Below are 11,742 nucleotides of genomic sequence, written 5' to 3'. Positions count from 1 at the left end.
TTGCCTTTTTTAGAACTTTTGCGGTTTAGAATTTCCAATTCCTTTGATTTTGGTGCTTGACATATTACCGCAGGACTTCATCATTATTGTGAAAAAATATATTGTTAAAAACAATACCACGATTTTTTTCTTTTTTCAATCTTTTTTAATAATAAAAAAGCATGGTTACTAAATAGATAACCATGGCAAAGTTGAAAGAAGGATCAGACAAAATTTAAATCTATGTTGTGCTAATATTCTAGTGGCTTTTTTAAGATATTGATTATTTCGTTTGAAATCTCAAGTGCTTCAATTCGATTTGTTGCAGGTGCGGCAATTCCAAGTCCATTTTCTGGGTCCCAACTATATGAAGCACCGTCTTTTCTACGTTCAACCTCATCAAATACAATAATTGCTAATTTATTAAAGTTCGAATTAATAAAAAGTTGGCCGTAATGCCTTTTAAAATTGAACGTTGAAAGAATACCACTATTATCAATAAAAGAGATCACAACATCTTCTTCATTCAATACGAGATTTTCAGGAATATCCCCCTGAATATCAATCGTCCCTTTAAAACGGTCCTGTCCAAACAACTTTTTATACATCTCTCCCTTTACTGTTATCGTAACCTCTTCATTAATCTCGTCTTTTTCCCCTGTACCGAACAAATAGCCGTTAAAGGTTTGATCAATTTTCTTTGGGAGCGAATACCAAATTACAAAACCTATTACACCAATAAAAAGTAAGGAAATAATAATTCCAATCCTTGTTTTCATAAATTATCCACCGCCTAAAATTCCAGAAATCGGAATGATATGTTTAATATAAAAATTATCTCAAAATTATAAAAAGTTTGCAAGAAATTGTTTTTGAGCGTTCATGAAATCAACAGCTTTTCTTTAGTGATATTGTGAAAAATGCACAAACTTTCGTATTTTGCACAAAGGTTTTTAATAGTGCAATTGTAAGCGCTTTATTAGTTTGTAATAATGATAGTGTCAACAAATACTCTTGATGAAGAGGTGGTCATTTTGAAAAAGTTATTAAGCATTTTTCTAGTTTTAGGGCTGATTTTATCTTTAGCTGCTTGTGGGGGTAAAGAAGAAAGCGGTGATGAAAGTAATAAACTCGTCGTTTATTCTCCAAACAGTGAAGATATGATTAACCTCATTATTCCGATGTTTGAAAAAGAAACGGGCATTAAAGTCGAATTGATTTCTGCAGGTACTGGTGAATTAATTAAACGTCTTGAGTCAGAAAAAGATAATCCTTATGCAGACATTTTATTCGGCGGAAGTAAGGCACAAGTATTAAATTATCCAGACTTTTGAGCCCTATGTGTCCGCCAATGATGAGTACATGTTGGATGGACATAAAAATGTCGGCGGATTTTTGACACCGTATGTCGCTGATGGAAGTGTCTTGTTAGTGAATATGGATTTGGCAGGAGACATTGAATTAATGGATATAAAGATTTATTAAATCCTGCCTTAAAAGGAAAAATCATTGGTGCTGATCCTCTAAGTTCTAGTTCTGCATTTGCCCACTTGACAAACATGTTGCTTGCTATGGGTGGCTATGAGTCCGAAGAGGCATGGGAATATGTAGAGCAATTGATAATTAATATGGAAGGAAAAGTTGCCAGCGGTTCTGGTGCCGTTCATAAAGCCGTAGCTGATGGTGAGTATGTCGTAGGTCTTACCTATGAAGATCCTGCAGCTAGCTATGTCATGGATGGTGCTAATGTAAAAGTTGTTTACATGGAAGAAGGAACTGTATTTTTGGATGCGGGAGTCGAGATTATTAAAGGTGCAAAGAATTTGGAGAATGCGAAGAAATTCGTTGATTTTGTAACATCCAAAGAGGTTCAAGATGCCCTTGGGCAAGAGCTAACCAACCGTCCATTACGGAAAGACGCTACCCTTGGCGATCATATGAAACCTATTCCTTAGGCAAATAAAAACCAGTTATCTTTTGATTCAACGAAAATTAAATCAGTCATACAATCGAAGGGATCGGGCATCGAACTTTTTCCTCTCAACAATAGTAATTAAAAGGGGTTTAAATAATTCAACATCTATTTTCAAAAGAATATCCGTAAAATTCCAAACCGGTTTCTTGGAGATTTTTCTTCTTTTTAGAGTATAATTCTCTATTTTCTACTAATCTTCGTTTGCATCTTTAAAAATTCTTTGTACATTCACCAATTCCGTACCATTAATAGATAGTCTGTAAATATCCGGCATTTTAAGTTCCTTCCAAAATTCAAAATCGTATTTCGAATCAAAGCAATTCATAATCAATACCATCAAATTACCATGGGTGCCGATGACAATGTTTTTTCCAGGAAGTTTTTCTAACAACTGAAGTGTTGCCTTGACCCCTCGTTTTTGAGCCATTCGGCTTGATTCCCCGCCAGGCCAGGCAAAGTCATAATCTTTCCATACCTTTGTAATGGCCATTGAAAAATCTTCTACTGATCCCTCAGCTAATCTTCTTTCTTTAAAATCGTCCACAATGACAATTTCCTGATTGATATGTTTAGCAATCCCTTCAACGGTTTGAAGGGCCCGTTTATAGGGGCTGGAATAAACATAATCGATGTTTTCCTTTATTAGTAGTTCGGTTACAATACGGGCATCTTGTATGCCTTTTTCCGATAATGGTCGACCTAATTCATCTGGTGTATAGGTTGAATGGGCATGTCTTACAAAATACAGATTCGTTGTCATTTTGGCCTCCTATAAAATGAGTTTACACACTATAATTATTATTCAATACTGAAAGGAGGTTTCCTATCAAAATTTATCAGAAAACTGTTTTATTGAGTGGTTAGTTTTGATAGATTTAAATTAACCTTTCCTATATTTCAAGAAAAGTTAAAGAGCTGAAGTCTTGTTATAAAAGCATAAAGTGAAGGAGTTCGAAACATGAACATATCAAATTTTGAAGAGTTTCTTGATGTCGTCATTTTAGAACGCGGTTGGGATTACTTTTGTGATGGACATGTTGAAAAAATAACAGAGAAAGAAGAAGGAATTTTCGAAGCTAATGTAGTAGGTTCAGATGATTATACAGTACGAATCCAGCTAGAAGAGGACGGTACCATTTTATTTACTTCTTGTGATTGTCCCTATGACTGGGGAGAGTTTTGTAAACATGTAGCAGCAACATTTTATGCCGTGAGAGATATTATTGAAGACGAAAAAAAACAACCACAGAAAATACCAGCCCAAAAAAAGAAGAAAAAAGAATTAAAGGATATCTTAAACGAATTGTCCAAAGAACAACTTGTCCGTATCATTCTTGATTTTACAAACGAATATCCCCATTTAGAAAAGAAGCTTTTATTCCAATTTTCCTCCGAAGAAGATGAAATCGCCAATAGTAAAAAATTCATTCGCGAATCGATCAATCGAGCAAAAAGACGCGGATTTATTGATTGGAATCGGGTGAGTGACGCACTTTATGGAGCAGAAGTTACTTTAGATAAGGCCCGAAGTAAAATGGAAAATGGTGAAGCTGATCGAGCGATTTATTTGGCTTTAACTGTTTTGTCTTTTGTAGTCGATATGTTGGACTACAGTGATGATTCCGGTGGGGAAGCGGGGATCGTTATCGACGAGTGTTTAGATATTATCAATGAAGCGGTCTCAGCAGGTATGGCAATCTTTAATGAAACTATGAGGAAAAAAGTGTTTGATGCGATTTTTAAAGAAGCAAAACATCGTCGTTATGACGATATGGTCGATTGGCGACACAGTCTTTTGGAAAGCTTGACTTATTTTTGTGACAATGACATATTACGTACAAAACTAGAAGATTATCTTGAATTAAATCTTTCGAAACAATCGAGTAAATATTCATTCTATGATGATTATGGAAAAACTGAATTGCGACTTATCCAATTAAAAATCATGGAGCTTTGGGATCCTGAAGAAAAGACCCTCCAATTTATTTACAAATATATTAATACGGCAGAATTCCGGGAAAAAGCCGTGTTGTTTCATTTGGATAATCGAGAGTACGAGAAGGTAATAGCATTATGTGAGGATGCAGAGAAAAAAGAACTAAAGCATCGTGATTTGTCTATTTGGAAAAAATTTAAACTTCAAGCTTATGTAGCCCTTGGAGATATAGAAAATCAGCGTGAAGTGACCTTACAATTATTATATGATGATGATTTTTCCTATTATGGAAAATTAAAAAATCTCTATCAACCGGATGAGTGGTCAAGTATTTTAGTAAAGATTTTGGCTCATTTTGAAAATGATCCGTATGGAGAATCTACCTACTTGGACATTTTATTAGAGGAAAAACTTTACGAAAAATTACTACAATACTGTCAAGAAAAAGAGCATCTGATTGAATGGTATTACAAATATTTATTAAATGATTATTACGATGAGGTAGAAAAAATTTACCGAAAACATATTGAAAATCGAGCAAGTGAGGGATCGAACCGTTCAAATTATCGAGCAGTGTGCTATATTATACGAAAGTATTTAAATATTTTTGGACGTGAGATTGCTCAGGAACTAATTCATAAACTTAAAGAAACATATCACCGAAGACCCGCATTTTTGGATGAATTAAGTAAAATATAAGAGAATAAGAAAGCGTGGGGATAGCGAAATTGAACTGCCCCCTGTCAAGTAGACAGTGGAAATAATAAAAATAATCTATACGGCTTTAGCTCTATATTCAATAGGGCTAAGGCCGTTTAATCTTTTTTGATATCTTTCATTGTTGTAAAAGTAAATGTATTCATTAATAGCTTTTGATAGTTCTTCGAAAGTCTCATACTTATGTAAATAATATTCTTCACATTTGAGAGTTCCCCAAAATGATTCCATTGGTCCGTTATCAATACATTTTCCTACTCGTGACATACTGTGAGTCATTTCTGCCTTATCGACCCTTCGTTTAAAACCAGGTGAAGTATATTGATACCCACGGTCACTGTGTATTAGTGGCTTAGACTCAGTCAATTGATTGGTAGTGTATATGGTAACTTAAAAGTGAGCCACCATAGCAATTAAAAACTGAGCCACTCTATAGGAAAATAATAACCCTAATGAATATTTAGGGGGAAAACTGGAGTGATCAATCTGAAGCTGAAGTAATCAATAATAAAATTATATTTGGGGGGATAAGTCAAAGGGAAATTGCAAGGAGGACAAAAAAGTCCCGAAATACTGTAAGTAAATATATAAAAGAATATGAGGCTAGTAGACATAAGGATACTCGCAATCTCCCGATTGCAGAAGATATTCTAAAACCTCCTACATATAAAAAAAGGATTAATAACAGTAAAAGGGTGTTAACAGAGGAAATAGAAACGATTTTAAAAGGCTATATAAAAGATAATGAGTGGAAAAGAAAGCACAATATGCGTAAACAGCAAATGAAGATGATAGATATGCATGAAAAGTTGATAGATGCTGGATATTCAATAAGTTATACCACAGTAAGAAACTTTGTTAATGAGGTCACAACAAAAGCTAAGGAAGTTTTTATCAGAAGATATTGTGAACCTGGATATGAAGTGGAATTTGATTGGGGTGAAGTAAAGCTAGAGATAGGAGGGATAATAAAAAGTTATTCACTTGCAGTATTTACGTTGGCTCATAGTAATTATCGATTCGCAAAGCTTTATCAGTCCGAATCACAAGTTTGTGTTTTAGATGTACATACAAAATTTATAGAGCACGTTGGTTTTATACCTACGGTATTCACTTACGACAATATGAGGACAGTTGTTAAATCGTTTGTTGGAACAGAAAGATCCATTACAGATAGCATGATAAATCTGTCAAATTATTATCAATTTAAAATTCGTCTATGTGAACCGAGAAAAGGCAATCAAAAAGGACATGTTGAGCGAAGTGTTGAGTTTATTAGAAGAAAGGCTTTTTCATCACAATACTCTTTTGCGAGTCTAAAAGAGGCTGAAGATCATCTCACTAAGTCATTAGAGAAAATAAATGAAAGGTATCATCACGAACATAAAGAAAAACACATTGTCTTAATGGAAAAAGAAAGATCAGAATCAAATCTACCTCTAATAGCTCCATTTGACGTAGCAGATTTAGTTGAATGCCGAGTAGATAAGTATAGTACGGTCGTAATTAAACAAAATCATTATTCTGTACCGGAAGGACATGTAGGTAAGTATATCAAAGTAAAAGTAGGTGCTGAGAAAATAAAATTATTTATTGAAGGAGAATTAGTAGCAGAACATCCACGACATTGGGGATTGCATCAATGGGAAATGAACATTTACCACTATTTAAAAACATTCCAAAAGAAAAAAGGTGCCATAGCTCAAAGTCAAAGTTTTAAGCAGGCACCGACACAAATTAAAAAATTATACAACAATCATTATATAGGAAAAGAGAAAGAATTCATAGAGTTACTCCTTTACATTAAAGAAAAAAATAACTTGGAAAGGGTTATGCAAGCTGTAAAGCAATTAAATTCAATCCGATTTGGATATGTAAATACAGAAAGAATATTATTTATCTGCGAGCAAACTAATTCTGAAAAAATAAGTGTGCATAACCGTGATGAAACTATGAATCAATCAGAAAGTAACATGAGAGCATATGCGAATATGTTTAATCAAATAGATGAAGGAGTAACTAATCATGGATAAAAAACAACAAATTATTGAGATATGTAAGGAATTGCGTTTACCTAGTATTCGAAAAATGGTTCAGGATGAAACAAATTTTAATAATCCTAAACAAGCCTTTGAGGTTTTATTACAAGAGCTTTTACAAGAGAAAAGTGATCGATTAGTACGTGCGAAGCAGAATAGAATCAGAGCAGCTAATTTTCCTCAGAAAAAACTATTAGAAGAATTAGTTGTGGATGCCTTACCAGAGCAAGCACAGCAGAAACTACCACACTTAAAATCGTTAGATTTTATTAAGGAAGGTCAAAATGTTATTCTTACTGGATCACCAGGAACTGGAAAGTCGCATATAGCTCTAGGGTTAGGGATGGAAGCCTGCTTAGCTGGATATAGAGTGTTTTTTGCGACAGTACCTTCGTTAATTAACCAACTAAAAGAACATCGTTCTGAGAGAACACTAAGATCATTCGAATTAAAATTCGAAAAATATGACTTAGTTATTCTCGATGAATTAGGCTATATCTCATTTGATAAGGAGGGTGCAGAATTACTATTCTCTCACCTATCATTACGGGCTGGAAGGAGATCAACCATAATTACAAGCAACCTGTCATTTTTAAAATGGCAGGAGATTTTCCACGATCCAGTTTTAACTGCAGCATTAACAGATCGTTTAACACACAAATCTCATGTAATAAATATGGTTGGCCCATCATTTAGAATGAGGGAAACTGAGGAATGGATAAATTCAAGTACGGATAAAGTGGCTCAAATTTAAATTGCGAAATGGCTCACTTTTCACTTGCGAAATACACTTTTAATTCTCTATGACCATTATACCTCTTTATCCACTGACGAAGGACGGAATCACTTGAAATTTCATATTTTCTAGTAACATCCCGAAGGGAAAATTCCCCACTAAGATAATCCTTAGCAGCCTGTAATTTAAGTTCTTTTGAATATTTGTTCCAAGTAGATGATTCTTTTAATCCATCCACACCGTATTTATCAAATTTATATATCCATTCATAAACCTTACATTACGCACATGATAAATAAATTCTAATTCAGAAATAGTATGATTACCGTTTTTAAAGGCTTTAACTATCTTCATTTTTTCCTCTAAAGGACGTGCTCTTTTAGACATAAAAAATACTCCCCCAAAGTACAGATTTTTATTTTTTACCACTGTCTACTTTAAGGGGAGCATATCAGTCCACTGACGCCCACGCTGTTTTTATTTTAGTAAGTTAAATGAATACTAACTTATGTAATTCTTTATAATACTCCAGTCTTCCACTTTTTCCTCGAAGGTTTTTACATTTTTTCCTGGTGTTGCACTTGTTGAAGGCAGTCTCTCGAAATCAACCCCAGAAAACAATTTAAATCCGATATGTTTCTTAAATACTTTGAATGCTTTACTACCATTAAAAACAATTAGTTTGATAGTAGGAAAATTATTGAGAAGACTCTCAATATCATTAGGTTCTTCATATTTAATGTTGGAGTCAAGACTGCCAACCCTTTCACAGACATGAATTACATCCCAAAGAGCAATTTTATGATTTTTTAATATGTTTATTTTTCTTGGGTAGTCATTAGGAAATTCTATGTTAAGAACTGAAGTCATGATATGCCAAAATTGGTTTCTTTCGTTCGCATAATATTGTCCTTTTGAGAGCGATTCTACACCGGGTATTGTTCCTAAAATTAGTACCCGAGAATTACTGGATATAACGGGTTCGAAAGAGTTAATTTTTAACCCTTTCGTCACTAATCTCACCACCAAAAAATATTTATAATTTTCAATTTAATTGATTGTTTTAATTTTACCATAGCTTAAACAATAACGTTCATTCATAATACTATTCTAAAAAAAGACGACATTTGCGTCGTCTTTTTTAAGAGGTATTATTGTTCAAGTGCAGCCATGATGGCGCCTGGGTTGAAGCCAATGACCCAATGACCGTTAACTTCGGTTTGAGGAACACCAAGTTGACCGGTTGTTTGAATTAATTTTTGCATGGCAATTGGGTCATGTTCAACATTGACTTCTTTAAAAGGTATATTGTTTTGTTTCAAAAACATTTTAACCATTGTACAAAATGGGCAGGTTGATGTGACATAAACCGTTACATTATTTTTCATTGTTTTCCTCCTGATCATATTGTTAATGCCAAGCATTCATTCCACCACGGACATTATAGATTTTTGAAAATCCTTGTTTCTTTAACATTTTGCAAGCCCTCATGCTTCTCATGCCACTTTGACAGATGACAACCACTTCTTTATCACGGTCTAGCTTGCTTGATTTATTAGGCAAATCAAACAAAGGAATATTTTGAAATTGGCGAATGTGATTGAGTCGGTATTCACCAGGAGTTCTCACATCAATAAACTGTATATTTTTGTCGCGCAATTTTTCCTTTAACTCTTGGACTGTTAGATTTTCTACCCCTCGAACAGGGAGGAAGCGGTAGAGGATGAATGCAACAATCGCAATGATCATCACCCATTGTAAAATTTCCATATGTTCTTCTCCTTCACACTAAATTAACGACTTTTTACAAGTAGATCGATAGCTTCTTTGACAAGTTCTTCGGTATCTTTACCTTGTTCAATATTGATACGAATGCAATGTTCCAAGTTTTTGCTGACGATTAAGCCAATGGTGCGATCTATGGCATTTCGACAGGCCGCCAATTGAGTGACCACATCTCTACATTCTTTCTGTTCATCCATCATTTTTATTACACCACGAAGTTGACCTTCAATTCTTTTCAAGCGGTTTGTAATCTGTTTATCGTATTCCATGATTCAACCTCCTACAGATCTTGCAAAATGTTAGTCTAATACTAGGTGAAATTGTATTCTGTAACGATTTTTTTCCGGCCCGTTGTTACATCATTAAAATATTCGTACAGACAGATCCCTTTAAAGGAACCGGCAATGTTATACACGTTTTCAAAACCTAAATGTTTAAGAGCCATCACCATATTGTAACTACGCTGTCCGGAGCGGCAATGGATGTAGACTGGACGGTCTTTCGGAATTTCGTCAAGTCGCTCGCGGAATTCACTTAACGGAATATTGATGGCATTTATTAAGTGTCCGCGGTTAAACTCGTGTCTTTCGCGAGAATCGATGATAAAGGCATTTTCTTGAACGAGTTTGCGGACTTCAGTAACTTTAACTTCTTTATATCGACCTTCAAGTTGATTTAAGGCGACTAATGCTGCGTTGTTTATAACATCCTTGGCAGTGCCAAGAAGGGGAGAGTAGGTAAGTTCCAAATCTTTCAAGTCTTCTAATGTAGCGTTCATATGAATGAGTGCCGCTATTACATCAATTCGTTTATCTACATTTCCTTTTCCAAGCGCTTGAGCTCCTAAAATTTTTCCTGTAGGAACTTCGTAAATGAGCTTAAAATGGAGCGGGTGGCTATTCGGCATAATACCGACTTTATCGTTTGGGAAAATGTAGACGTAATCATAGGAAATTCCGGCTTTTTCTGCAGATTTTACATTTAGGCCTGTTGCGGCTAGATTCAAATTAAAAAGTTTTAATGAAAAGGAACCGATTACGCCGAGATTTCGGTTCGGAATACCGTAGATATGATCTGCAGCAGCCCGGGCTTGTTTTTGTGCCGGTCCGGCTAATGCCAAACGAGTCGGGCTATGGGTGAGGCGATGGTACACTTCAATCGCATCCCCGATAGCATAAATATTTGGATCACTCGTTTGATAGTTGGCATCTACTTTGATTCCGCCAAATTCACCGATTTCAAGTCCCGCATCTTCTGCTAAGGTCGTATCGGGCCGGACACCAATCGCCAGAACTACGGCTTGAGCTTTGATAGTTTTTCCGGATTGGGTTTCTACAAAGCCGTCACCAACTTTGGCTAGACCATCCTTCAATACGAGAGTGACGCCTTGGTCATACAATTCTTTATGAATGATTTGGGCCATATCATAATCGAACGGCGATAACACTTGATCTGCAAATTCGATTAACGTGACACTGTAATTAGCCAGTTTCAAATTTTCAGCTACTTCGATACCGATGAAGCCACCGCCAATGACTGCAATATCTTGAACTTTATTTTTCGTCAAATATTCACGGAGATTTTCAATATCAACCACATTGCGAATCGTAAAGACATTTGGGTTATCGATTCCTTCTAGCTTTGGAACAATCGGTTTTGCCCCAGGTGACAGAATGAGCTTATCATAAGTTTCTTCATATGTTTCACCGGTGATCAAATTTTTAACGGAAACGGTTTTTGTATCGCGATTAATTTTTACTACTTCTTGGTTGACTCGAGCATCGATGTTGAATCTCTTTTTAAAAGTTTCCGGTTTATTAAGAATGAGTTTATCACTTGTTGAAACCATTCCACTTAAATAGTAGGGCAATGCACAGTTTGAAAAGGAAACATGGGGGCCTTTTTCAAACATAATGATTTCAGCATTTTCATCCAATCTTCGTAAACGGGCTGCGGCGGAAGCACCACCGGCAACGCCCCCAACAATTAAAATTTTTTTCTTCATGTCATTAACCTCCGGATTTTTAATATTCGAGTTCTCCAAACCAGGACATCATGCCGCCTTCGACATTTGTTACATCGAAGCCAGCTTGCTCGAGATAGGTACATGCGGTAGCACTTCTGGCGCCGGAATGACAAACTAAGTAATAATGTTCATTTTTATTCAACTGATCAAGGTGTTCGGGAAGTCCCATTAAAGGAATATGGATGGCACCCGGAATCTTTCCATTAGCGACTTCATAATCTTCCCGTACATCAATGATTCGGATGTTTTCATTTTTCCTTAATTTGTCTGCTAATTCTCCAGTTGTTATTGATTTCATTAAAAATTCTCCTTTCAGTTAATATGCCCTTGGGGGTATTTTTCTAATTAAAAATATACCCTTATGGGTATATAATGTCAATACCTTTGCTCAAGAAAAAAATGGCAGAAAGTTGATTTGGACTTTCTGCCATTTTTTGTGTGCGCCCGGCATGGGTGTAATCTATAGGGTGAGAGTCCCGAGCTGCGAAGGCAGAAGTAGCAGTTAGCTTAACGCAAGGGTGTCCGTGGTGACGCGGAATCTGAAGGAAG

13 protein-coding genes and 2 pseudogenes are annotated in these 11,742 nt (G+C 35.5%); 4 read left to right on the top strand and 11 right to left on the bottom strand.

Annotation, left to right across the window (positions count from 1 at the left end; translation table 11 throughout):
- Positions 1-230: 230 nt before the first annotated feature.
- On the bottom strand, positions 231-758 hold the full coding sequence (locus AC3ASS_RS12400) for a hypothetical protein (RefSeq protein WP_488283837.1): 528 nt from the start codon (positions 756-758) through the stop codon (positions 231-233).
- A 255-nt stretch (positions 759-1,013) separates the two neighbouring features.
- On the opposite strand from AC3ASS_RS12400, the pseudogene AC3ASS_RS12395 reads away from it, so the two are divergent.
- A pseudogene (locus AC3ASS_RS12395) lies at positions 1,014-1,928 on the top strand (ABC transporter substrate-binding protein); the annotation flags it as partial.
- 216 nt (positions 1,929-2,144) lie between these two features.
- Here the strand turns inward: AC3ASS_RS12395 and AC3ASS_RS12390 are convergent.
- On the bottom strand, positions 2,145-2,714 hold the full coding sequence (locus tag AC3ASS_RS12390; RefSeq protein ID WP_488283836.1) for a histidine phosphatase family protein: 570 nt from the start codon (positions 2,712-2,714) through the stop codon (positions 2,145-2,147).
- 198 nt (positions 2,715-2,912) lie between these two features.
- Between AC3ASS_RS12390 and AC3ASS_RS12385 the strand changes: the two genes are divergently transcribed.
- Positions 2,913-4,589, top strand: a complete 1,677-nt coding sequence (locus AC3ASS_RS12385) for an SWIM zinc finger family protein (protein ID WP_488283835.1) — start codon at positions 2,913-2,915, stop codon at positions 4,587-4,589.
- A gap of 75 nt (positions 4,590-4,664) precedes the next feature.
- Here the strand turns inward: AC3ASS_RS12385 and AC3ASS_RS12380 are convergent.
- Positions 4,665-4,970 (bottom strand): annotated as a pseudogene (locus AC3ASS_RS12380) (transposase); the annotation flags it as partial.
- A gap of 137 nt (positions 4,971-5,107) precedes the next feature.
- Between AC3ASS_RS12380 and istA the strand changes: the two are divergent.
- Together istA and istB are read left to right on the top strand one after the other, a co-directional pair.
- Positions 5,108-6,640 (top strand): IS21 family transposase, encoded by a 1,533-nt coding sequence (gene istA, locus AC3ASS_RS12375; protein ID WP_488283839.1) that lies wholly within the window; start codon positions 5,108-5,110, stop codon positions 6,638-6,640.
- On the top strand, positions 6,633-7,400 hold the full coding sequence (gene istB, locus AC3ASS_RS12370; protein ID WP_488283834.1) for an IS21-like element helper ATPase IstB: 768 nt from the start codon (positions 6,633-6,635) through the stop codon (positions 7,398-7,400). Before istA ends, istB begins: the two co-directional genes overlap by 8 nt.
- A gap of 13 nt (positions 7,401-7,413) precedes the next feature.
- On the opposite strand, the gene AC3ASS_RS12365 is transcribed toward istB, so the two are convergent.
- From AC3ASS_RS12365 to AC3ASS_RS12330, 8 genes are all read right to left on the bottom strand, one after another.
- Positions 7,414-7,620 (bottom strand): transposase, encoded by a 207-nt coding sequence (locus tag AC3ASS_RS12365; protein ID WP_488283833.1) that lies wholly within the window; start codon positions 7,618-7,620, stop codon positions 7,414-7,416.
- Positions 7,608-7,769, bottom strand: a complete 162-nt coding sequence (locus AC3ASS_RS12360) for a hypothetical protein (protein ID WP_488283832.1) — start codon at positions 7,767-7,769, stop codon at positions 7,608-7,610. The genes AC3ASS_RS12365 and AC3ASS_RS12360 overlap by 13 nt, the downstream gene beginning before the upstream one ends.
- Positions 7,770-7,883: 114 nt before the next feature.
- Positions 7,884-8,396 carry a DNA-deoxyinosine glycosylase gene (locus AC3ASS_RS12355; protein ID WP_488283831.1) on the bottom strand — a complete coding sequence of 171 codons (513 nt, stop codon included), beginning with the start codon at positions 8,394-8,396 and terminating at the stop codon, positions 7,884-7,886.
- 137 nt (positions 8,397-8,533) lie between these two features.
- Positions 8,534-8,770, bottom strand: a complete 237-nt coding sequence (locus AC3ASS_RS12350; protein WP_488283830.1) for a glutaredoxin family protein — start codon at positions 8,768-8,770, stop codon at positions 8,534-8,536.
- A gap of 22 nt (positions 8,771-8,792) precedes the next feature.
- Entirely contained in the window at positions 8,793-9,152 is a 360-nt protein-coding gene (locus AC3ASS_RS12345; RefSeq protein WP_488283829.1) for a rhodanese-like domain-containing protein, read from the bottom strand.
- Positions 9,153-9,175: 23 nt separating this feature from the next.
- Complete coding sequence (locus tag AC3ASS_RS12340; protein WP_488283828.1) at positions 9,176-9,436, bottom strand: metal-sensitive transcriptional regulator; 261 nt, start codon at positions 9,434-9,436, stop codon at positions 9,176-9,178.
- 41 nt (positions 9,437-9,477) lie between these two features.
- Positions 9,478-11,172, bottom strand: a complete 1,695-nt coding sequence (locus tag AC3ASS_RS12335) for an FAD-dependent oxidoreductase (RefSeq protein ID WP_488283838.1) — start codon at positions 11,170-11,172, stop codon at positions 9,478-9,480.
- A gap of 19 nt (positions 11,173-11,191) precedes the next feature.
- Positions 11,192-11,491: a rhodanese-like domain-containing protein gene (locus AC3ASS_RS12330; protein WP_488283827.1), complete on the bottom strand. Its 300-nt coding sequence runs from the start codon at positions 11,489-11,491 to the stop codon at positions 11,192-11,194.
- Between the last annotated feature and the right edge of the window lie 251 nt (positions 11,492-11,742).

It is taken from the genome of Bacillus sp. JST-5, from assembly GCF_057747715.1.
The sequence above is the reverse complement of the archived record's forward strand: the minus strand, read 5'-3'. Positions and strand labels throughout refer to the sequence as shown.

What these genes read in the sequence shown, in the direction of transcription:
- AC3ASS_RS12400 (WP_488283837.1), bottom strand. Translation starts at nt 758, where the DNA reads ATGAAAACAAGGATTGGAATTATTATTTCCTTACTTTTTATTGGTGTA.
- AC3ASS_RS12390 (WP_488283836.1), bottom strand. Translation starts at nt 2,714, where the DNA reads ATGACAACGAATCTGTATTTTGTAAGACATGCCCATTCAACCTATACA.
- AC3ASS_RS12385 (WP_488283835.1), top strand. Translation starts at nt 2,913, where the DNA reads ATGAACATATCAAATTTTGAAGAGTTTCTTGATGTCGTCATTTTAGAA.
- istB (WP_488283834.1), top strand. Translation starts at nt 6,633, where the DNA reads ATGGATAAAAAACAACAAATTATTGAGATATGTAAGGAATTGCGTTTA.
- AC3ASS_RS12360 (WP_488283832.1), bottom strand. Translation starts at nt 7,769, where the DNA reads ATGTCTAAAAGAGCACGTCCTTTAGAGGAAAAAATGAAGATAGTTAAA.
- AC3ASS_RS12350 (WP_488283830.1), bottom strand. Translation starts at nt 8,770, where the DNA reads ATGAAAAATAATGTAACGGTTTATGTCACATCAACCTGCCCATTTTGT.
- AC3ASS_RS12345 (WP_488283829.1), bottom strand. Translation starts at nt 9,152, where the DNA reads ATGGAAATTTTACAATGGGTGATGATCATTGCGATTGTTGCATTCATC.
- AC3ASS_RS12340 (WP_488283828.1), bottom strand. Translation starts at nt 9,436, where the DNA reads ATGGAATACGATAAACAGATTACAAACCGCTTGAAAAGAATTGAAGGT.
- AC3ASS_RS12335 (WP_488283838.1), bottom strand. Translation starts at nt 11,172, where the DNA reads ATGAAGAAAAAAATTTTAATTGTTGGGGGCGTTGCCGGTGGTGCTTCC.
- AC3ASS_RS12330 (WP_488283827.1), bottom strand. Translation starts at nt 11,491, where the DNA reads ATGAAATCAATAACAACTGGAGAATTAGCAGACAAATTAAGGAAAAAT.